This is a genomic window from Segatella sp. (genome assembly GCF_977051555.1).
In genome coordinates this window covers 71,484-93,472 of record NZ_CDRSSE010000006.1, presented here as the reverse complement: position 1 = coordinate 93,472, position 21,989 = coordinate 71,484, and the positions used below count along the sequence as shown (strand labels likewise).

Annotated in this window: 23 protein-coding genes and 1 tRNA gene; 3 read left to right on the top strand and 21 right to left on the bottom strand. The window is 42.7% G+C overall.

What is annotated here, in order from left to right; all coding sequences use genetic code 11:
- Nucleotides 1–174: 174 nt before the first annotated feature.
- Complete coding sequence (locus ACWJAO_RS02640; RefSeq protein ID WP_006848085.1) at nucleotides 175–450, top strand: HU family DNA-binding protein; 276 nt, start codon at nucleotides 175–177, stop codon at nucleotides 448–450.
- A gap of 107 nt (nucleotides 451–557) precedes the next feature.
- On the opposite strand, the gene ACWJAO_RS02635 is transcribed toward ACWJAO_RS02640, so the two are convergent.
- From ACWJAO_RS02635 to xerA, 9 genes are all read right to left on the bottom strand, one after another.
- Nucleotides 558–1,361, bottom strand: coding sequence for a gluconate 5-dehydrogenase (locus ACWJAO_RS02635; RefSeq protein WP_449139167.1), 804 nt, complete (start codon nucleotides 1,359–1,361; stop codon nucleotides 558–560).
- Between the two features lie 238 nt (nucleotides 1,362–1,599).
- A tRNA-Gln gene (locus tag ACWJAO_RS02630) sits at nucleotides 1,600–1,670 on the bottom strand.
- 66 nt (nucleotides 1,671–1,736) lie between these two features.
- Nucleotides 1,737–3,038 (bottom strand): tyrosine--tRNA ligase, encoded by a 1,302-nt coding sequence (gene tyrS / locus ACWJAO_RS02625; protein WP_006848087.1) that lies wholly within the window; start codon nucleotides 3,036–3,038, stop codon nucleotides 1,737–1,739.
- Between the two features lie 63 nt (nucleotides 3,039–3,101).
- Nucleotides 3,102–3,353: a membrane protein insertion efficiency factor YidD gene (gene yidD, locus ACWJAO_RS02620; protein WP_040553354.1), complete on the bottom strand. Its 252-nt coding sequence runs from the start codon at nucleotides 3,351–3,353 to the stop codon at nucleotides 3,102–3,104.
- Nucleotides 3,353–3,796, bottom strand: a complete 444-nt coding sequence (gene rnpA, locus ACWJAO_RS02615) for a ribonuclease P protein component (RefSeq protein ID WP_287588179.1) — start codon at nucleotides 3,794–3,796, stop codon at nucleotides 3,353–3,355. Before rnpA ends, yidD begins: the two co-directional genes overlap by 1 nt.
- Before the next feature lie 21 nt (nucleotides 3,797–3,817).
- Complete coding sequence (locus ACWJAO_RS02610) at nucleotides 3,818–4,567, bottom strand: uroporphyrinogen-III synthase (protein ID WP_264901810.1); 750 nt, start codon at nucleotides 4,565–4,567, stop codon at nucleotides 3,818–3,820.
- A gap of 6 nt (nucleotides 4,568–4,573) precedes the next feature.
- Nucleotides 4,574–5,599 carry a DUF4271 domain-containing protein gene (locus ACWJAO_RS02605; protein ID WP_118191863.1) on the bottom strand — a complete coding sequence of 342 codons (1,026 nt, stop codon included), beginning with the start codon at nucleotides 5,597–5,599 and terminating at the stop codon, nucleotides 4,574–4,576.
- Between the two features lie 3 nt (nucleotides 5,600–5,602).
- On the bottom strand, nucleotides 5,603–6,877 hold the full coding sequence (gene metK / locus ACWJAO_RS02600) for a methionine adenosyltransferase (RefSeq protein ID WP_144155640.1): 1,275 nt from the start codon (nucleotides 6,875–6,877) through the stop codon (nucleotides 5,603–5,605).
- Between the two features lie 118 nt (nucleotides 6,878–6,995).
- Nucleotides 6,996–7,952 carry a site-specific tyrosine recombinase/integron integrase gene (xerA, locus tag ACWJAO_RS02595; protein ID WP_449139166.1) on the bottom strand — a complete coding sequence of 319 codons (957 nt, stop codon included), beginning with the start codon at nucleotides 7,950–7,952 and terminating at the stop codon, nucleotides 6,996–6,998.
- A 124-nt stretch (nucleotides 7,953–8,076) separates the two neighbouring features.
- Here xerA and aroQ point away from each other — a divergent pair, with 124 nt between their 5' ends.
- Together aroQ and ACWJAO_RS02585 are read left to right on the top strand one after the other, a co-directional pair.
- On the top strand, nucleotides 8,077–8,511 hold the full coding sequence (aroQ, locus tag ACWJAO_RS02590) for a type II 3-dehydroquinate dehydratase (protein ID WP_006848094.1): 435 nt from the start codon (nucleotides 8,077–8,079) through the stop codon (nucleotides 8,509–8,511).
- A 29-nt stretch (nucleotides 8,512–8,540) separates the two neighbouring features.
- Nucleotides 8,541–9,179 (top strand): O-methyltransferase, encoded by a 639-nt coding sequence (locus ACWJAO_RS02585; RefSeq protein WP_449139165.1) that lies wholly within the window; start codon nucleotides 8,541–8,543, stop codon nucleotides 9,177–9,179.
- A 97-nt stretch (nucleotides 9,180–9,276) separates the two neighbouring features.
- On the opposite strand, the gene ACWJAO_RS02580 is transcribed toward ACWJAO_RS02585, so the two are convergent.
- The 12 genes from ACWJAO_RS02580 to ACWJAO_RS02525 all read right to left on the bottom strand — a co-directional run bounded on the left by ACWJAO_RS02580 (nucleotide 9,277) and on the right by ACWJAO_RS02525 (nucleotide 21,982).
- Entirely contained in the window at nucleotides 9,277–10,506 is a 1,230-nt protein-coding gene (locus tag ACWJAO_RS02580) for an FtsX-like permease family protein (RefSeq protein WP_006848096.1), read from the bottom strand.
- Between the two features lie 86 nt (nucleotides 10,507–10,592).
- Nucleotides 10,593–10,928 carry a 30S ribosome-binding factor RbfA gene (gene rbfA / locus ACWJAO_RS02575; RefSeq protein ID WP_006848097.1) on the bottom strand — a complete coding sequence of 112 codons (336 nt, stop codon included), beginning with the start codon at nucleotides 10,926–10,928 and terminating at the stop codon, nucleotides 10,593–10,595.
- A gap of 30 nt (nucleotides 10,929–10,958) precedes the next feature.
- Nucleotides 10,959–11,795 (bottom strand): glutamate racemase, encoded by an 837-nt coding sequence (murI, locus tag ACWJAO_RS02570; protein ID WP_449139164.1) that lies wholly within the window; start codon nucleotides 11,793–11,795, stop codon nucleotides 10,959–10,961.
- Nucleotides 11,792–12,346, bottom strand: a complete 555-nt coding sequence (locus ACWJAO_RS02565) for an OmpH family outer membrane protein (RefSeq protein ID WP_287588169.1) — start codon at nucleotides 12,344–12,346, stop codon at nucleotides 11,792–11,794. Before ACWJAO_RS02565 ends, murI begins: the two co-directional genes overlap by 4 nt.
- Before the next feature lie 114 nt (nucleotides 12,347–12,460).
- Nucleotides 12,461–12,946 carry an OmpH family outer membrane protein gene (locus tag ACWJAO_RS02560; RefSeq protein WP_144155631.1) on the bottom strand — a complete coding sequence of 162 codons (486 nt, stop codon included), beginning with the start codon at nucleotides 12,944–12,946 and terminating at the stop codon, nucleotides 12,461–12,463.
- A gap of 92 nt (nucleotides 12,947–13,038) precedes the next feature.
- Entirely contained in the window at nucleotides 13,039–13,551 is a 513-nt protein-coding gene (locus tag ACWJAO_RS02555; RefSeq protein WP_022121518.1) for an OmpH family outer membrane protein, read from the bottom strand.
- A gap of 11 nt (nucleotides 13,552–13,562) precedes the next feature.
- Nucleotides 13,563–16,199 carry a BamA/OMP85 family outer membrane protein gene (locus tag ACWJAO_RS02550; RefSeq protein WP_449139163.1) on the bottom strand — a complete coding sequence of 879 codons (2,637 nt, stop codon included), beginning with the start codon at nucleotides 16,197–16,199 and terminating at the stop codon, nucleotides 13,563–13,565.
- 51 nt (nucleotides 16,200–16,250) lie between these two features.
- Nucleotides 16,251–17,003, bottom strand: a complete 753-nt coding sequence (locus tag ACWJAO_RS02545; protein ID WP_181975351.1) for an isoprenyl transferase — start codon at nucleotides 17,001–17,003, stop codon at nucleotides 16,251–16,253.
- Nucleotides 17,000–17,716: a type IX secretion system protein PorG gene (porG, locus tag ACWJAO_RS02540; RefSeq protein WP_449139162.1), complete on the bottom strand. Its 717-nt coding sequence runs from the start codon at nucleotides 17,714–17,716 to the stop codon at nucleotides 17,000–17,002. Before porG ends, ACWJAO_RS02545 begins: the two co-directional genes overlap by 4 nt.
- On the bottom strand, nucleotides 17,671–19,041 hold the full coding sequence (locus tag ACWJAO_RS02535; protein ID WP_449139161.1) for a DUF6242 domain-containing protein: 1,371 nt from the start codon (nucleotides 19,039–19,041) through the stop codon (nucleotides 17,671–17,673). Before ACWJAO_RS02535 ends, porG begins: the two co-directional genes overlap by 46 nt.
- Before the next feature lie 200 nt (nucleotides 19,042–19,241).
- Nucleotides 19,242–20,855 carry a phosphoenolpyruvate carboxykinase (ATP) gene (gene pckA / locus ACWJAO_RS02530; protein WP_144155621.1) on the bottom strand — a complete coding sequence of 538 codons (1,614 nt, stop codon included), beginning with the start codon at nucleotides 20,853–20,855 and terminating at the stop codon, nucleotides 19,242–19,244.
- Nucleotides 20,856–21,148: 293 nt separating this feature from the next.
- Entirely contained in the window at nucleotides 21,149–21,982 is an 834-nt protein-coding gene (locus ACWJAO_RS02525) for a DUF4886 domain-containing protein (RefSeq protein ID WP_144155619.1), read from the bottom strand.
- Nucleotides 21,983–21,989 lie beyond the last annotated feature (7 nt).

Sequence of the window (21,989 nt, the reverse complement as noted above, 5' to 3'; positions counted from 1 at the left end):
CAAAATTACGAAAAATATCCGTGAAAACACCAAAAAATAGACTTATTACACTTAATTTTCAATAATTTCATCACTTTTCTGCTTTTTTTATTTGAACTTTCACAAGAAAAAGCTATATTTGTAAACGAATTCAACTAAGAAACAACAATATTATTCATTTAATAACGAAAAATTATGAACAAGACAGAATTGATTGACAAGATTGCAGCAGGTGCTGAGATTACAAAGGCACAGGCTAAGGCCGCTCTTGAAGCTACAACAAACGCATTGAAGGAAGCCCTCATTGCAGGTGACAAGATCCAGTTGGTAGGTTTCGGTACATTCAGCATTAACGAGCGTCCTGCTCGTGAGGGTATCAATCCAGCTACTAAGGAGAAGATCCAGATTGCAGCTAAAAAGGTTGCTAAGTTCAAGGCTGGTGCTGAGCTGGCAGATGCAATCAACAAATAATTGTAAAGATTATTTTAATTACAAATATAGGGCAGTCCTTTATGGCTGCCCTATATTTTTTTATTCTATTCAAGTTTATTCAAACTTAAATCTTCATGTTTGATTCTTTATTTTGGCTGCTTTCCGATATATGCCAAGATACCACCATCTACATAGAGAATGTGACCATTCACTGCATTAGAAGCATCTGAAGCCAAGAAAACTGCAGGACCAGCCAACTCTTCTGGTTCCAACCAGCGACCTGCAGGAGTCTTTGCACAGATAAAGCTGTCGAATGGATGACGGCTACCATCAGCCTGACGCTCACGGAGCGGTGCAGTCTGAGGAGTTGCGATGTAACCAGGGCCCAAGCCATTGCACTGGATGTTGTACTCACCATACTCAGAGCAGATGTTACGTGTCAACATCTTCAAGCCACCCTTGGCAGCTGCGTATGCAGAAACAGTCTCACGGCCCAACTCGCTCATCATAGAGCAGATGTTGATAATCTTACCATGACCCTTCTTGATCATACCAGGGATAACTGCCTTAGATACGATGAAAGGTGCAGTGAGGTCAATGTCAATAACCTGCTTGAAGTCATCTACAGACATCTCAGTCATAGGAATACGCTTGATAATACCTGCGTTGTTTACCAAAATATCAATAACACCAAGTTCATGCTCAATGTCAGCTACCATGTTTTTCACCTGTTCCTCGTCTGTTACATCACAGATATAACCCTTTGCCTCAATACCCTTTGCTTTGTAATCTGCAAGAGCCTGATCCATGTGGTGTTGGCTACGGCAATTGAAAGCAATCTTAGCACCAGCTTTGGCATAAGCCTCAGCCATAGCAAACCCGATACCATAAGCGGCACCTGTAACGAGGGCTACTTTACCCTCTAATGAGAATAGTTTATTAAAGTCCATAATTTTATTTTTTATAAATTGTTTGATTTGTTACGAGGGCAAAGATACAAAATAATTTTGAATATCACCCTAAATCAATACGAAAGATGCACCCTTTTTACTTATTTTCTCATTTTATTGACTGCTTTTCATCAAAATTGACCTATCATAGATGCAAAGAGCTTGTTGTATCCGAACTTTATTATAAACAAAATAACCCTCCAAATCCGCAAAGACTTGAAGGGTTATTTATGACCTGTTGTCCCAGGCGGATTCGAACCACCACTGACAGAACCAAAAACTGTAGTGCTACCATTACACCATAGGACAAGCAAATCGAATGCAAAGGTAGTGGATTTTTTCTCCACTACCAAATATTTTCAATACTTTTAACGATTACTTAACGGTAATCAAGAAGTAGTTCTTCTTACCTTTCTGAACCAAAAGATACTTGCCGTCAATCAGGTCATCAGCAGTTACAACCTGATCGAAAGCAGCGAGTTTCTCCTTGTTGAGTGAAACGCCACCACCCTTAACGAGCTTGCGCATCTCGCTCTTGCTTGGGAAGATCTGCATACCTTCCTGGTTGAAGAGGTCAACAGCTGTACCACCGAGCAAGTTCTTGTCAAGGTCGTAGTGAGGTACATTGGCAAATACATCATTCAATGTAGCCTCATCGAGCTGTGCCAAGTTCTCCTTGGTAGCCTTACCGAAGAGGATGTTGCTGGCTGCGATAGCCATATCCAAATCCTCCTGAGAATGAACCATTATGGTAACCTCCTCAGCCAGACGCTTCTGAAGTACACGGCGGCCTGGGTCCTGCTTGTGCTCCTCTACGAGAGCATCGATAGTCTCCTTATCGAGGTCGGTAAAGATCTTGATATACTTCTCTGCATCGTCATCGCTTACGTTCAACCAGAACTGGTAGAAAGCATAAGGAGTAGTGCGGTTGCGGTCCAACCAGATGTTACCGCTCTCTGTCTTACCGAACTTCTTACCGTCTGCCTTGGTAATCAATGGACAAGTGAGGCAGAAGCACTCTGCGTCGTTACCCAATGTACGGTGAATCAGCTCAGTACCGGTAGTCATGTTACCCCACTGGTCGTTACCACCCAACTGGAGACGCACACCATACTTCTCATACTGATAGAGGAAGTCGTAGCCCTGGAGCAACTGATAGGTGAACTCTGTGAAAGACAAGCCGTCGCGAGCCTCACCGTTCAAGCGCTTCTGCACGCTATCCTTCGCCATCATGTAGTTTACCGTGATATGCTTACCAACCACACGAGCGAAATCGAGGAAGGTGAAGTCCTTCATCCAGTCGTAGTTGTTCACCAACTCCGCCTTGTTAGGCTCATTGCCATCGAAGTCGAGGAACTTAGATACCTGCTTCTTGATAGCTTCCTGATTATGATAGAGAGTCTCTGAATCGAGAAGATTGCGCTCCTGGCTCTTGCCAGAAGGGTCGCCAATCATACCCGTGGCACCGCCGACGAGGAGATAAGGCTTATGGCCACAACGCTGCAAGTGACGCAACATCATGATACCACAAAGGTGACCGATGTGCAGAGAGTCTGCAGTAGGGTCGGTTCCGAGATAGGCAGACACCATGTGGGTGTTGAGATATTCCTCAGTACCTGGCATTATCTGCGCCAGCATACCACGCCATTTCAATTCTTCAACAAAATTTTTTGCCATAGAATATGATTTTTTATTATATTATATAATATGTATAAGGGGCCCAACAATACAGTCGGAAACTTACGGTACGGGATCATAACCCGAACCACCCCAAGGATTGCATCTTAAGATGCGCCAAACAGCCAAAGCCAGTCCCTTAAAGGGACCATGCTTCAGGATGGCTTGTCTCGCATACTCTGAGCAAGTGGGCTGAAAGCGACAGGAAGGTGGTGTATAAGGAGTAATACACTTCTGATAAAACAATATCGGCAGTATAAGAATCCATACCAACACCTTTCTCATGCCATGTGCTATCATAAAGAGAATCTTCATCATAAACTGCTCTCTTTCATGCCTGTTTCAGATTGCATCTCCTTGATATTATCAACCAATCTATCCAAAAGTCTAGTCATTTTGGTTGAAACCAGCTTTGAAGGCTGCAATTGTTCTGTTTGCCAAACAAAAGCCACAAGCAATTGTTTTCCAACATAATTCTGCATACAAGTCTCCAGCTCTTGTTTTTGATAACGAAAAGCTTCACGTATCTGTCGCTTTACCCGATTGCGTTTTACTGCGTGCTTAAAATAACGCTTTGATACACTGATAAGGACTTGAACAGAAGGGGCTTGCTCATCTTTCTTGTCAACAAGAAGAAACACCATTCTCATAGGCCATGCCGTCATCGCTTTAGCACCACCTCCAAAGAGCTGTTCTATAAGTGTCAGTTTACATAGATGCTCTTTCTTTCCGAATGTTTTATTTCTGTCTGTTGACATATCTATTCTATTAAATATTTCCTATTTATTATGACGTTTCAGATAATCTGCCAAGGCACCTGTCATAGATGGAAAAGCTTTATTAGGAGCCTCCAGATCGAGGCGTAAGCCCTCATCTTCAACCGTTTTTGCTGTAGCTGGACCAAAAGCGCCAACAGCGATATTCCCTTGTTCAAAATTAGGGAAATTCTTCTTCAGAGCCTTTACACCTGTTGGGCTAAAGAAAAGCATCATATCATAATCGAAGTTATTGATTTCCTCTTCTGAGAAATCATTGCTTACAGTACGATACATTACACATTCTGTATGATTGAGTTTTTTCTCATCAAGCAAGTTGGCAATATCATTATTATGAACACTGCTTAATGGTACCAGATATTTCTCGGTTTTATGGCGAGCCATCTGTCCCATCAACCCATCAATTTTACCTGTATCACCAAAGAACACCTTACGCTTGCGATACTGAACATACTTTTGGATGTAGAGAGCGATAGTCTCTATCACACAGAAATATTTCATATCTTCAGGAATTGTGATACGCATCTCCTTAGCTAATTTAAAGTAGTTGTCTACTGCATGACGAGATGTAAATACGACAGCAGTATAGTCAAGCAAATTTATTTTCTGCTGACGGAATTCTTTAGAAGAGATCCCCTCTACCTTAAAGAATGGACGGAACACGCATTCTACTCCATATTGAGCCTGGATATCGAAGTAAGGAGACTTCTCACTTGCAGGTTTTGGCTGAGAAACTAAAATTTTCTTTATCATTTTGTCTTAAAAGTTTATTTTCAAATAATGACTGATTAACACGAGTCCACCCCAAAGAGCGAACAAGGGTATCACTTCAAGGGCACAAAAGTACAAAAATATTTGCAGAAACACGCCATTTCTTCTAAAAAAGATAATGTAAGCCTTCAAAAAAGCCAACAATTTAACTAATCCAAGGATAGTCAACGTGTATATCACTGCAATTTGCAATGGGAAATCGAAATACGACAAAAGCATCACCATTGGGAACAAGGCCACTCCTTGACATGATATAAGGAACAAGTATGCCTTGAGCCATTGTACATTTTTTTTCTTTTCAAAGAATACCCAACCGGAAATCACATAGAGGAACGCCTTCAACAAGAAATAGCCCCCCATACAACCAGCATATATACTGATTACCTGATATTGGTCTACGATAAACGTATCGCTGATAGATGCTTTCGAATAAATGAAATACCCGATTGCCAGCAAAAGACAGGTCTGCAACACGAAGAAGAACTGGTATCTTACTTCAGAACTGGTCTCCGTCACTTCTGTTGTACCGATGCGTGGAGTACGGAAGAAGGTTTTTGCCTGGCGTATAACAAAATGCTTAGATTTAGAGAATGCTATACAAGCCAAGAGAAAACAGACCAACAGCAATGAAGTAATAAAGCTATCACCTGCTACCGTATAGGGAACAGGATCACCTGCCACCCCTAAGCGTCCACCCTTTAATTCCGGATGAAACAGAGAATCTTTTGAAAAGAATGACTCACGATAATATTGTGGCAAACTTACATCCCTAAAACTCTTACCTGCCTCATGTCCTGGCAAGTGTAATGTATCCGGCATCTCGCTCCAATGAATCTCACTGGGCTTGATATGTGCCCTAATCATGGAGTCCTGCTGAGCTGGCGTTGCATTCTTAGGCAGCCAACTCAACACCTTTTTGGGTGTGAGCTGGCTGCTATGTTGCCTGAGCACTTGCTGTTGCGATTCAGCCTCAAGTGCGGCATCTGTCTGTATCGAATCTGCCTGTTGCACCATTCCTTAAAGTCCGAAAACTTTCTTGATTTCGTCTACCTTATCTAATTTTTCCCATGTAAAGAGTTCTACCTTCACTGTTTTAGCCTCATGATATCGGCTGGTGAAGGTTTTCTCTACTATCTCATTCTTACGTCCCATGTGTCCATATGCCGCAGTTTCCTGGAACATTGGCTGGCGCAACTTCAACTGGCGCTCGATTGCTTTAGGACGAAGATCAAACATTTCTGCAATTTTCTTTGCAATCTCGCCGTCAGTCATATTCACATGGCTTCTGCCGTAAGTATTTACATAGATACTAACCGGTTCTGCCACACCGATAGCATAACTTACCTGAACCAACATTTCATCTGCAACGCCGGCAGCAACCATATTCTTTGCAATATAACGGGCAGCATAAGCAGCCGAACGGTCAACCTTACTACTATCCTTTCCAGAGAAGGCACCACCACCATGAGCGCCCTTACCTCCATAAGTATCTACAATGATTTTACGACCGGTAAGACCTGTATCTCCATGAGGACCACCAATCACAAACTTACCTGTAGGGTTAACGAAGTACTTGATGTCATCATTGAAGAGAGCCAACACCTTGTCGCTCAAGTGAGTCTTTACTCTTGGAATCAGGATATTGATTACATCCTCACGAATCTTTGCCAGCATAGCATCATCATCGTCCTCACCATTTGCCTTCTTGATAAAATTATCATGCTGGGTAGAAACTACGATGGTATCGATGCGCTGTGGGATATTATCGTCTGAGTATTCGATAGTTACCTGACTCTTAGAGTCCGGACGGAGATAAGTCATCACCTTGCCCTCCTTGCGGATATCTGCAAGTACACGCATGATGAGCTGAGCCAAGTCGAGTGATACCGGCATATAATTTTCGGTTTCCGTTGTAGCATAACCGAACATCATACCCTGGTCGCCTGCACCCTGATTCTCATCCTCCTCACGACTTACACCGCGGTTAATATCATCGCTCTGCTCATGGATAGCAGTAAGCACACCACAAGAGTCGCCGTCAAACTGATATTCGCTCTTGGTATAACCGATTTTCTTGATAGTCTTGCGGGCAATGGTCTGCAAATCAACATAAACGTTAGAGCGAACCTCACCCATGATTACTACCTGACCCGTAGTACAAAAGGTTTCGATGGCGCAATGAGCGTGGTCATCGTAAGCCAAAAACTGGTCAAGCAATGCATCTGAAATCTGATCAGCCACTTTATCTGGATGTCCTTCAGAAACTGATTCTGATGAAAACAAATATGCCATATTTTCTTACTTTATTTCTATTTAATTATTGATATTCATTATTTTGCGGCTGCAAAGTTACTCATATTTTTTCAGATTTTGTCATATTCCAATATAAAAAACGTCAATTCCTTGTGCTTTATCTGTTATTCGGGCATCTTTTGTCTGTTTTATTAGAATCAAGCACTTGGTTTTCTTCACTATATTTGATATTTCGAGGATGATGTTCCAAGATAGCTCTGCGCAAATCTGAAGTTTCAAGATGAGTATAAATCTCTGTGGTTCCAATATCTTCATGCCCCAGCAAAGCCTGAATTACCCTCAGATCGGCTCCACCTTTCAACAAGGCTGTAGCAAAACTATGGCGTAAAGTATGAGGAGAAATGGTTTTCTTGATTCCTGCATCATAAGCCACATTTTTAATCATAATAAGTATCATATTGCGTGTGAGATGAGCACCTCTACGATTCAAGAAGACATAGTCTTCCTCACCTGGCTTGATTGTCATCAGATTCCGGTCTATATACCAAAGATTGATTTCTTTCAGAGCCTTGCCAGAAATAGGAACGATGCGTTCCTTGTTACCTTTACCTATGACCCTAATAAACTTTTCTTCTTCAAACACATCGCTTTTCTTTAGATTCACAAGTTCCGAAACGCGAAGGCCACAGGAGAACAGGGTCTCTATAATCGCCTTATTACGCTGTCCCTCCCATTTTTCCAAATCGATAGCCGCTTCAAGCATGTCAACCTCTTCTACCGATAAATACTCTGGCAAATGCTTTCCTATTTGGGGAGAAACCAGTAATTCGGTCGGATCGTCTTTTATATAATCATCGAGCACCAGATACCGGTAGAAAGAACGGATTCCGCTCAAAATCCGAGCTTGTGAACGAGCAGAAACACCACGATCATGCAAACTTGCAGAAAAATTCTCCAAGTCTTCCAATTTCATTTCCGTCAGCACCAAATTGTTCTTATCAGCATACTCCAAGAGAAAATTCAAGTCATGGTAATAGGCATCCAACGTATTTTTGGAGAAATTACGCCCCAACTTGAGGTATCTCATATAGTTCTTTATAATTTCATTCCTCATTTTTTGTCAGTTTCCTTAATTTATTGTATCTTTGCATCGTCTTTGCATAAGACAGGAGAGTACAAAAGATCTCTGCCGCAAAGATACAAAAAAAATATGGATTACGATTAAAAATCAAGTAAATATGAAGATACAAATTATTAATGGTCCAAACTTGAACCTTCTTGGTGTAAGAGAACCGGGTATTTATGGTAGCAATTCTTTCGAGAGTTATCTGCCTAAGCTGAAAGCGAAATTCCCTGATATTGAGATAGAGTACTTTCAGAGCAACATTGAAGGCGAGTTAATCAACAAGCTGCAGGAAGTAGGTTTTTCCTATGATGGTGTAGTACTCAATGCTGGCGCCTATACTCATACCAGCATCGCCTTGCAGGATTGTATTCGCAGTTTGAAATGCCCTTGCGTTGAAGTACACATCTCTAATGTGCATAAACGTGAAGAGTTCCGCCATCATTCATATATTTCCTGTGCTTGCCTGGGCGTAATCTGCGGTTTCGGTCTGGCTTCTTACGAACTTGCCATTTCAGGAATCTTAGCACAGAAAGAAACTGAAGAGTAAGATTTCCGTTACTCTAAATCCATCAGATTATGACAGAAACTGAACTCATAGACAAATATATCTGCCAGCATATAGAGCCTGAAGGCGATTATCTGTATCGTCTTTACCGCGCCACCAATATACATACTATCCATGGACGTATGGCTAGCGGCCATATTCAGGGCAGACTTCTCAAGATGCTTGTAGAGATGATTCGCCCGAAGAATATTCTGGAAGTAGGCACATTTAGTGGCTATAGTGCTATCTGCCTGGCCCAGGGATTGCAGGAGGATGGAAAACTCTACACTTTCGAAATCAATGATGAGATGGAAGATTTTACCCGTCCCTGGATAGAAGGTTCGAATGTTGCCGACAAGATTGACTTCCGCATCGGTGATGCCAACATTGAAGCGCCCCAACTAGGCGTAAAATTCGATATGGCTTTTGTTGATGGCGATAAGCGTACCTATATAGATACGTATGAAATGGTTATGAGCATCCTGAACCCTGGAGGCTACATCCTTGCAGACAATACTCTTTGGGATGGTCACGTCATCGATCCTGCCTACGACCGAGACCACCAGACTCAAGGCATTCGGGCTTTCAATGATTTAATAGCAAAAGATCCTAGGGTAGAGGTTGTTATCTTACCACTACGCGATGGTCTTACACTCATCAGGAAAAAATAAAAAATCAATTAGAACAAGAAATGGCATGAATCCCCCATGAAAGATTCATGCCATTTCTTTTAGTATATGCACCCAAGTATAAGAAATTCCTCAGGTTTTAACTCAACAGCCTTTTACTCAGCGCTCTTACAGGATACCATACAGCAAGCCAACCTACAGCAATTACAGTAACGAAAATAATGGCAACATCTGAGTAATGAACACTTACAGGATAAGCATCAACAATAAAGGAGCCTTCAGAATCTCCCAGACGTACAAATCCATATTGCTGCTGCAAAAAGCAGAGGAGCAAGCCCAATCCGATACCGATGACCGCACCTATCACAGCTATCATTCTACCTTCAAAAAGAAATACTCTGGTAATCTGCTTATCGTTAGCTCCAAGATTACGAAGAGTCACTACATCATTTTTCTTATCAATAATAAGCATAGAAAGCGACCCGATGATATTGAAACATGCAACAACTAAGATAAAGGTCAGGAAGATATAAGCAATCATCTTCTCTATCGACATAATTTTAAAGGTATCTTCCTGTTGTTCAAATCTGTCAAGCACTTTATATTTATTACCAGCTATTTGCTGCATCTCAGCCTTTACTGCATCCAGATTGCTACCCGGTTTCAAGCGTAATTCCAAATCAGAGAGCATACCTTGCTGTCCAAAGAGATTACGGGCAAATGAGATAGAAGTGATGATGTAGTTTTTATCATACTTTGCCTGTTTGACGGCAAAAAGTACGCCAGGAGAGTTGAGCGAGTCAACAACAAAGCCATCACCAGGGTTAGTCATATCCAGCTGTCCTTCCTTTTTAGGAGCATAGATTTTCAGGAAACCATCCCATTGTGCTCCTATGCCTAAATTCTGGGCAAGACGGATACCTACAGTTCCATATTCCAAATTGGCAGCATGCAAGGAGAAGGAGCCATCACCATATAAAATATCTGTAATATGAGAAAGTTCTGCAAAATTATCATCTACACCCTTGATTTTCACCATAGCCTGATGATCATTATAGATTGCAAGAGCTTGATCTTCTACGGTTTCTGTTGCAACATCTACCTGCGGCAAAAGACGAATCTTAGTAAGAATAGGATCATCTGCAGGTGCAGTCTTTCCCTCAACAGGCACAACCTTGAGTTGTGGGTCAAAACTCGTAAAGAGTGAAGCTACCAGGTCATGGAAGCCGTTAAAAACACTCAGAACGATGACCAGAGCCATCGTAGCTACCGCCACTCCTATTACAGAAATAGAACTGATGACGTTGATGACGTGCGTACTCTTCTTTGAGAAAAGATACCTGCGAGCTATAAAGAATGGAAAATTCATAATTCTATCTTACCTTATTTATATAACAGTATAGGGAGTCAAGAATTGCCGTCTTAACTCCCTTGTCTTTTTACGTTCTTACTCTTTTACTTTTTCAAGAGTTCATCAATGTGCTCCAAATAATCGAGACTATCATCAAGGAAGAAACGGAGTTCTGGAATAATACGTAACTGGTTTCTCACTTTTTTACCCAAGTCGAAACGGATCGTCTTCTCATTTGCATTGATATTCTTCAAAATCTCCTCTCCTTTTTCAGAAGGGAACACACTCAAGTAAGCAGTACAGATACTGAGATCTGGACTTACTCTAACCTTAGTAACACTTACCATCACACCATGCATCATGCGGGTTTGTGACTGGAAGATAAGACTCAACTCCTTCTGGAGAAGTCTTGATATACGGTTTTGTCTTGTTTCTTGCATAACAATTAACTATAAATTATTAACTATAAACTATTCAAGATCTACATGTGTAACCTTCACCTGTTCATGAAGGAAAATCTGTGCAGATTCCTTGAATTTATCCTCACTCTCTGTTGTGAGATATCGGCAAGAGCCTGTTTTGGTTATCATCTGTTCCATCTGCGGATGGCGGTTCAGATAATCTTTCAGACTGCTTGCTACATATTGTCCTTGCGGAACCACTCTTACGCCATCAGGAAGATTCTTCACAATGCTGCTCATAAGAAGCGGATAATGCGTGCAACCCAAAATAATGGTATCAATATCAGCGTCCTTCAGCATCAGCTGGTCGATGCGTTTCTTTACGAAATAATCAGCTCCCGGACTATCTGCTTCATTAGCTTCTACGATGGCAGCCCAAAGCGGACAAGCCACGCCACTCACCTGAATCTCTGGCCAAAGTTTCGAAATTTCCATATTATAACTTTGGCTTTTAATAGTACCTTCTGTAGCCAGAAGTCCCACGTGATTACTCTTGGTAATAGTACCAATTACTTCGGCAGTAGGGCGGATAATACCCAGAACTCTTCTGCTGGGATCCAACTCAGGAATATCGCGCTGCTGCAAAGAACGTAGTGCCTTAGCCGAAGCCGTATTACATCCCAGGATAACGAGATGACACCCCATAGAGAAAAGTTTAAGCACAGCCTGGCGTGTGAACTTATAAACCACCTCAAACGAACGCGAGCCATAAGGAGCACGAGCGTTATCACCCAAGTACATATAATCATACTGAGGCATCATCTGGCGCAACCCATGCAGGATGGTCAGTCCGCCATAACCAGAATCAAAGACACCGATTGGTCCGGGATTAGAAGGCAACATCATTTCAAAGTCTCCTCCAGCAAAGCTGTAATATCCTCCCCCATCTCTTCGTTGAGATAAGGAGCTGCATTATTGTCTGTATTGATGATAAAGGCAAACCCCTTCTGCTTGCCAATCTTTTTAGCTTCCTCGTTTATTTTTGCTTTGAGCGGAGCATAAGCATCATTCTCTGCTTGCTGCAACAGGCGGGTAGCCTCAGCCTTGAAGGCAATATTTTTCTCCATCAATTCACGCAATTCAGCCTGACGTTTCTCCAGAATTGTCTTGGCATAAGTGCGCTGTCCATCAAGAAATTCCTCATACTTAGCATTAAACTCAGTTTCTACACGTTTCGTTTCTGCATCGTATTTATCACGGAGTTCATCCATATTATGCTTGGCTATAGCGTAACCAGGCATAGTATGAAAAACCTTATCAAAACTAAAGTAGCCAAAATGCAAAGGAGCAGATACAGCAATCTGTTGTTGCTGAACCTTTGCTGCAGGCGTTGTATGCTGGGCTGAAACAGTCAAAGAGATGAGAGCAAAAGCCAGAAATAAGAGATTCTTTTTCATGATGAGTGATACCGTTTATGATGAATACCTTATAAATACCTCGTTATTGAAAATGAGAAATAAGGGCAAGCACTTCTGCCTGCCCTCAATCTATATTCTTTTTATTTGCCTTGATTACTTAATCTTAGCCTGTACTTCCTTAGTAACGTCTACTACGTTAGTACCTGTATATACAGCTGCACCATCCTCGAAGATGAAGGTGTAGTTGCCAGCCTTGCCTACAGCCTCGATAGCTGTACGTACCTTTGCTACGATAGGCTGCATGAGTTCGCTGCTCTTCTTCTGCAACTCCTGCTGACCATCCTGGTAAGCCTGCTGAATTTTCTGCTGGAGAGTCTGCAACTCAGTTTCCTTCTGCTGCTTTGCTGTAGCGTTCATTGTGCTGGAACCCTTCTGATACTCGTCAGCCTTACGCTGCAACTCATCCTGCATAGACTTCAAGTCATTCTCTTTCTGCTTCTGGAGAGCTTCCATCTCGCCATTAGCCTTAGCTACATCTGGCAAAGACTGCATAATCTGCTGAGTATTTACTTTACCAAACTTCTGAGCCATCATAGTCATTGGTGCACAGAGCATCAACATTAAAATAAGCTTTTTCATTGTTCTATTCTTTTTAATTATTAATTTCTAAATAAAGTTTTCATGCTGCCAACCATTGGCAGATATACTTACCGGCTGCAAATATACAATTATTATTTGGAATAACCTAATTTTTGGAGCACTTCGTTGCTAATATCTATCTTAGGAGAGCCAAAGATGATGCCGCTGTTGCTAGCTCTATCGAGAACAAGCGAATATCCGCGCAGGTCTGAAATCTCTTTTACGGCTGTATAAATCTCTTCCTGAATAGGTCCCATCAATGCCTCACGCATCTTATAGAGGTCGCCTTCTGCACCAAAATATTTTTTCTTCAAATCGCTAGCCTCCTTCTCTTTCTGCATGATGGCATCCTGCTTAGCCTTTTTCTGCTCCTGGGAAAGGAACACTACCTCGTTCTGATAGTTCTTATACATGGTGCTTGCCTCTGTGTTAAGAGCTTCTACCTCAGCCTGCCATTTGCGGCTTACCTGATTCAGCTGCTCGTTGGCACGCTCATAAGCGGGTACATTCTTCAAGATGTACTCCATATCTATCAATGCATATTTCTGTGCATGTGCTGAGATGGCTGCTACAGCCATCATCAGCATCAATACTATTTTCTTCATAAAACCCATTTTTAGAATTCCTGACCTAAGATGAAGTGGAACTGGCTTCCACCCTTCTTATATGAACTACCATTCCATACAGTATCGAAACCGTAAGCCCAGTCAATACCCATCAGACCAACCATAGGCAAGAAGATACGTACACCGACACCGGCACTACGTTTCATGCTGAATGGGTTGAACTTCTTGGTTTCATACCAGGCGTTACCAGCCTCTACGAAAGTCAAGCCGTAAATGGTTGTGTTACCTAAGAGGAATGGATAGCGAAGCTCCAATGAGAAGCGGTCGTATGCATAAGCATAGTAACCGGTTGTAGGACTGTAAGATACAGAACCATTCTCATAACCGCGGAGTCCGATTGTTTCCTCACCATAATATGATGAGTATCCACTCATACCGTCACCACCCACATAGTAGGTCTCGAACGGACTCTTCTTATACTTGTTATAAGAACCGAGCAAACCGAGTTCTACACGGGTCATCAATACGAAGCACTTCTGACCCTCTGTGAGTGCAGTATAAGTCTTTGCCTTGAACTTCCACTTATGGTATTCAATCCATCTGTACTTCTCCTGCTGCTCAGCAGAATAGGTTGGCGCCTTAGAATCGTTGGCAAGATTCTTGTAGTCCTTGTTGTCGAACGCACTCCATGGTGGAGTAAGGTTGACACTTGCCTCAACCTCAGAACCACGACGTGGGAAGAGTTGGTTATCGGTTGATGTTCGGTTCAATGCGATGGTCAAGTTCAAGTTGTTCGCATTACCGTTGGTCATCAACATATAGCTCCAGTTCTTCATCATGTAGCGCTGGTAAGCCAACTGTACAGACAAGGTGAAGTAATCATCCGGCCAACGGAGGCGCTTACCCCAACCGAGGCTTACACCCACCATCTGGATATACTTGTCTGGATCGTAATAATTCTCGTAGTTGTTATAGTAACTAGAACCATAGCCATATAAGTAACTCTGATAGTTGTACATGGCTGCACTATTGTAATAGTTGCTTGACACGTCAGTACTCTTACTGTAGTATGCACCTACGCTGAACTGGATAGGGCGCTTGCCGCCAAACCAGTTGGTAGAGTAGCTTACGTTATAACTCTGGTAGTAGGTACCATTGGTCTGTGCACCGATACTCAGCACCTCACCATCACCGATAGGCATGATACCACGATGCTCCTTGTTTTTGTTGAAGAGGTTTGCCATAGAGAAGTTGTTGAGCTTCAAGCCCACACGTCCGATGACACCCGTCTGACCCCAACCGAGCGAGAACTCAATCTGGTCGTTACTCTTCTGCTCCAGGTTCCAGTTTACATCAACCGTACCATCTTCAGGATTAGGCTTTACATCCGGGCTAACCTTCTCAGGATCAAAGTGTCCCATAGAAGCAAGTTCACGAGCCGAACGCATCAGAGCATCCTTAGAGAAAAGGTCGCCTGGCTTGGTACGAAGTTCACGGCGCACTACGTTTTCGTAAAGACGGGTATTACCATTGATACGTACATGGCTCAGATAAGCTTGAGGTCCCTCTGTTACGCGCATCTCCAAATCGATAGAATCGCCATCAATATTGATTTCAGTCGGTTCGATACGAGAGAACACATAACCATTATTATAGTAGAGGTTAGAAACAGCGTCATCATCTTCATTCAGGCGCTTACCCAATATCTTCTGGTTATATACATCGCCCTTCTTCATGCCGAGCAATGCTTCGAGATAAGCTGAAGAGTAAACGGTATTACCTGCCCAGGAGATGTTACGGATATAGTATTTCTTACCTTCATCTACCTTGATGTAGATATTAACGTGCTTCTCATCGAAGTTGCTCACGCTATCTTCCAGAATCTGAGCATCACGGAAACCATACTCATTATATTTGTCGATGAGTTTCTGCTTATCTTCCTTCCAACGCTCAGGAGTAAACTTCTTCGACTTGAAGAAAGTAGCGAACTTACCAGCCTCATGCGTCTTGGCAAAAGCACCCTTCGAGAAGAGTCCACCCTTAATCTTGCGGTCAGAAAGCTGTTCGTTTCCATCGATTGTTATCTGATGTACCTTGATTTTTTCTTTCTTGTCAACAACAACATCCAGGATTACCTGTCCCTTGTTGGCGACATCATCGCGCTGGTTAATCTGGATATCAGCATTCTTGAAACCCTTATCATCGAAATACTTCTTGGCGAGAATCTTGGCACGGTCGAGCATATTCGGAGTTACCTGAGTGCCCTTTACCATACCCAACTTCTGCTCCATATCTTCACGCTCGCTCTTCTTCAAACCAACATAGTTGATATTAGAGATACGTGGACGAACCGCAAGATAGATATGGAGATAAAGCTTCTCACCTACGATAGAGTCGGCAGCAATAGCCACCTTCGAGAAGAGACCATGTTTCCAGTAGCGCTTTACGGCATTGGTAATCTCGTCGCCAGGCACAGTAATCTCATCGCCCACACTGAGGCCTGAAATACCTGTGAGGACATAGTCTTCGTAGCCCTCAACACCCGAAACATTGATACCACCAATCTTAAGGGTACGAGGTGTACCAGCATACGAGATGTCAGGGTTTACGATTTTATCTTGTGCCTGAATCTGCATGCATGCCATTACGCCGAACAGCAGGATGAAAATCTTTTTAAATCTATTCATTTATACCTTATTATATATAATATGATTTTTCTATGCTTGTATGAGGTTTGCTTATTTCTCCTCCTCTTCCACCTGTGCCTCGGTTTTTCCAAATCGACGTTGGCGGTTCTGATAACTTGCTATTGCCTTGTGCAGATCTTCTTCATTGAAGTCTGGCCAGAAGGTATCACAGAAATACAACTCTGAATAAGCTATCTGCCAAAGAAGATAGTTGCTGATACGGAGTTCACCTCCTGTACGTATCAGAAGTTCAGGATCTGGCATGAAACTGGTCTCAAGATGCTTCTCGAAGTTCTCCTCTGTCAGTTTATCCTCTATCTGCTCATAGGTTGAACCAGACTCCAATGCTTCTTTTACCATTTTCTTTGTAGCATTCAGGATTTCCCAACGTGAAGAATAGCTCAATGCCACTACCATAGTCATCGAATCGTTCTTCGCAGTATGGTCCATGGTCTCCTGAAGCTTGTCCTGCACCTGTTGTGGCAGGCGTTTCAAATCGCCTATCACACGGAAGCGGACATTATTCTTCATGAAGATTTCATCTTCGAGCGAAGTCAGTACCAGTCCCATCAAGGCAGCAACCTCATCAGCCGGACGGTTCCAATTCTCTGTAGAGAAAGTATAGAGGGTGAGATATTTTACCCCCAACCTGGTACACTCCGATGTAATTCGGCGCACGGTATCTACTCCAGCCTGATGGCCGTAGCTACGCTCCTTGCCCCGTTCTGTTGCCCAGCGACCATTGCCATCCATAATGATAGCAATGTGCTCAGGAATCCTGTTCATATCTAAGTTGTCCATCATTCTTCTTTATTACAAGTTTTACATTTTGCACTGAAACTATAGGTCACTGAAACGGCTATGGTAGAATAGCAGTCGGAATTCTTGAAAATGCCACTGCTCTTTACCCGGTAAGGGTCTTTCACACCATCCAGTTCATCGCTGAGCGAGAAATGGAAAGTGCAGGCCAGTCCCAAGTTCAACCTTTCGTTTACTTTATATTTTGCGCCGATGCCTAAAGGCACGTTTGCCGTAAATACATTTTTTTCATTACCTTTTACATAGGTTGCTCCCAAGCCACCCAGTATATAAGGAACCAGGCGCTGGGCTCCACGATAGTCTCTGCCTGTTCCGTAGGGCCAGAAGTTGTACTCAAACACCAGATTCATATCCACCAGCGTATGATTGAAGGAATAGGGATTCCCCGCATAATCAGGATAGAAAGTATCCACATTTGCCGAAGAACCTTTTATTTTTCCAAAGCCCACACTCAGTTTCAAGTCCTTGTAGGGGTCGAAATTGTATCGTCCCACCAGGAAACCGGCAGGTTGCATGTCGCCAAGCACATTTCCGTTAAAGTCGCCTTCATAGGTCATTACCCCCACACCGGCGCCTATCTCCATGCGATATTGCGGATCGTCCTGTGCACGAACCGCCATACAGCCCAGAGTTAAGAAGGCAAGCAGGATGATTAATCTTCCTTGCTCCAGCCATCTATATTGAAACGTCCTCTCCATACGTATCCGTTTCTGATAATCCAATAGTAATGTTGCTTGTCACGGCAGAAAGCGAAACGACCTTCAGTACCTTCAGTAGCAAACTTAGCAGGCAGAACAACCATCTTATCCTGCTTCCAAGTCAATCCGGCATTCTGGCTCTTATACCATTTGCCGTTACTGCCTAAAGCAACGAAGCCTGTATCGGCAGCACAGGTAATTACCTGATCCAGCCTAGGCATCTTTCCACTTTTATTTTTTTCGATTTCCAGATAGTTCCACTGTCCGGCTTCATTTGCATCATAGTCAACCGTGCGCAACCATGTGGTGGCAACCGTATCATTCAAAGCCTTGTCGCGAGTACCCAGCAGCATCACGTTCTCCACATTTTTTGCAGAGAGCACGCCAGCCACATTCATTGAGACATTCTGTGTTGGCAAAGAGTCTGCATCAGTATCAAGTTTCTCTGCCTTCCAGCTGACACCCTGATCTTTTGAAACAGAGATACCTGCAGCAGTATAAGCATAGAGATACTTGCTGCTTGCACCAATGAGCTGCTTGACATCTGCATTTCCAGAAACCAATGTCCATGTTTCAGCATCGGCAGAAGCATAAACTTTGCCGCCATCTGAGATATAGAGTTTGCCTTCCAGCGCTACTGCACTCTGGTAAGCGTCCCTACTTAAGCTTTCGTTCATCATAATAGGTGACCAGGCGCTGCCATCATTGATGGCTGACTTCAGCACCTTAGTACCCTCGGCAGTCTTGCCGAATACATAGATGTAATCACCACAAGCTACAGCCTTCAGATCAGAGAACGCAGCCAACTGACTGTTGTTCTGAGCCAGCTCATGCCACTTAAACTCATAAGGCAACTCCTTATGTACGTTTACGGTAACCGTATACTGGGCATAGGCAGAGTAGTCGCTGCTGTAAACTCTAATCAAGCGAGGCGTTGAGAAGTTGATGGAATCAGAACTTGAATAGTATGCTGCGACAGAATCAGTCTTGTTGATATCCATCAGGAGAATAGGGCTGTTATTCTTGCTGCTGATAGTAGCCAATATGGCAGTACTCCTCACCCCACAAGGCAAGGAATCTACATTATAAATCGAGCGTTGTGCCTGATCTATGTAAAATTTATAGTCAGAGCCCGTCACATTAGCCTTGAGCAAGGTATCTTTACCTGCCTTCGTTTTGGTATATCTGTCAAGACTACCCAACGAGAAAGCCGTGATGGCTGTATCATGTGTATATTCTACTGTTGTTTCATCGCTGCTCAAGCAAGAAGAGAGCGAGAGCGTAGCTGTAATCAGCGCTATGAAAGCAAAAAACTTCCTTTTCATTCTATCCTATTTTATTTTTAGCTGCAAATTTACTGAGAATTCTTTAAAAACTCGACCTTTTCTCCTTATTATTATGCAAATTATTCATTTTAGGCGCATTTTTTAAGTTTTTTAGTGATTTCGAGGCGTAAAAACGAAGAAATCCCGCTTCTTTTGCAAGAAACGGGATTTCATATTTAGTATAAATTCGAAGTGTCGAATTAGAGCTGTGGACCAGCAGCAACGAGAGCCTTACCAGCCTCGTTTGTCTCATACTTCTTGAAGTTCTTGATGAAGCGAGCAGCCAAATCCTTCGCCTTCTCCTCCCACTGAGAAGCATCAGCGTATGTATCACGAGGATCGAGAATCTTAGGATCTACGCCTTCCAACTGTGTAGGAACTACGAAGTTGAAGAATGGGATAGTCTTTGTAGGAGCTGCGTCGATTGAGTGGTCGAGGATAGCGTCGATGATACCACGTGTGTCGCGGATAGAGATACGCTTGCCTGAACCGTTCCAACCTGTGTTAACCAAGTATGCCTTAGCACCAGACTTCTGCATCTTCTTTACCAACTCCTCAGCGTACTTAGTTGGGTGCAACTCCAAGAATGCCTGACCGAAGCAAGCAGAGAATGTTGGAGTAGGCTCGGTGATACCGCGCTCTGTACCAGCCAACTTAGCTGTGAAGCCAGAGAGGAAGTAATACTTAGTCTGCTCAGCGTTCAAGATAGATACTGGTGGCAATACACCGAATGCATCTGCTGAAAGGAAGATAACCTGCTTAGCAGCTGGACCCTGAGAGAATGGACGCTGGATGTTCTTGATGTGGTAGATAGGATAAGATACACGAGTATTCTCGGTAACAGTCTTATCTGCGAAGTCAATCTTACCATCCTTAGCTACAGTTACGTTCTCGAGGAGAGCGTCACGTGTGATAGCACCGTAGATATCTGGCTCAGACTCCTTGTCGAGGTTGATAACCTTAGCGTAGCAACCACCTTCGAAGTTGAACACACCCTCGTCGTCCCATCCGTGCTCATCGTCACCGATCAACTTACGCTTAGGGTCTGTTGACAATGTAGTCTTACCTGTACCAGAAAGACCGAAGAAGATAGCTGTATTCTCACCGTTCATATCTGTGTTGGCAGAGCAGTGCATAGAAGCCATACCCTTCAATGGCAAGAAGTAGTTCATCATAGAGAACATACCCTTCTTCATCTCACCACCATACCATGTGTTGATGATAACCTGCTCCTTAGAAGTTACGTTGAATACAACGGCTGTCTCTGAGTGGAGACCTAACTCCTTCCAGTTCTCAACCTTTGCCTTAGAAGCATTGTAAACGATGAAGTCTGGCTCCTGATCGAACTCAGCCTCGTTCTGAGGACGGATGAACATATTTGTTACGAAGTGTGCCTGCCATGCTACCTCAACGATGAAACGTACCTTCATACGTGTATCCTTGTGTGTACCGCAGAAACCATCTACTACGAACAACTTCTTATTAGAAAGCTCCTTCTTAGCGATCTCCTTAACGGCGTTCCATGCCTCTGGAGTTGCCTTGTGGTTATCGTTGTGATACTCCTCAGAATCCCACCATACAGTGTCGTGAGATGTAGCATCGTCAACGATGAACTTGTCTTTAGGAGAACGACCAGTGTAAATACCAGTCATTACGTTAACTGCACCGAGCTCAGTCTCCTGACCAACCTCAAAACCCTTGAGACCTTCCTTAGTCTCCTCATTGAACAATACCTCATAAGAAGGATTGTAGAGAACCTCAGTTGTACCTGTGATTCCGTACTTTGCTAAAACTGACTTATCAAACTTTGCCATTTTATTTTAAATGTATTTAAGTTGTGAATAATTTCTCTTTACCTTGGTTGACAGAAGAAATCATCATTCTCCCAAAACCGCCGCAAAGTTACGAAAAATATGTTTTACAGCAAAGATTCTTAGGTATTATTCTTTCTTTTTAAAAGCTTTTTAGGTTAAAGAACTTAAAAAAAGCCGATTCGACCGACAATTGCCACGTTGACTTTGCAAAAAATCTCTGCTTAAAGAAAAACAAGCAGAGATTTACACCTATTTATATATAAGAGGGTATTTGGGAAGAGATAAGAGTTGCTTTATATCTTTGTAATCACAAAAGGATGTTTAACTGCAGCTCTAGCAGACTTCTGTGCTACAGTACGTTCGGCTTCTGTCATTCCCATAGGCAAATATTTATTTCCCACAACCGACTTTTTAAAAATAGCCTGATACCAAGTGCATGCAGCAGTATATCTACCATAAGTCAAATTGAGGTGATACCCATCTCTATTCATTCTGTCGCCAATATAAGATGTACGCGCATTCTGAATGGCCGTACCTGCAGGAACAAGAATATCAGGATGGCAATCATGAATAACTTTGCGGGTAGCATCTAAGATGCAATTATACATTATCAGTTGATTATTACCATACTTTACAAAGCCATCATGCTTAGAATCATTAGAATACGCCCATGTCTGATGAAACACAATCTTTGTTTTTGGTGAAGTATGCGTCTTGACATAGGCAATCAACTCTTTCAAATATGGCTGATAAGTATCGTAAACACCAGAGAAATGACTAGCTTGCTGTACACTTACATAATCCCATTCCTCATCTGCCAACGCCTTTGACACCTGCTCTTTATCTATTTGCTGCATTTTACCATCTACCCCTATTTTGCGATAGCGATAAGATTTTAAATCCTCATTGACACACTTCATATGATGTTCCAGAGAGCATCCCGGAATATAGAGATTAGCAATAATGGTTTTCACCCCATCAGCATCAGCTAATTCGTGCAAATTCTGCTCAATAGCATCCTCCGAAAAGCTATTTCCGATAGCTAATATTTTAACGACCTTAGCAGCATTTGCCCCCATGAGGACAAATGCCGTAACTATAAACAATAAGAAGATTCTCTTTTTCATAACTAAC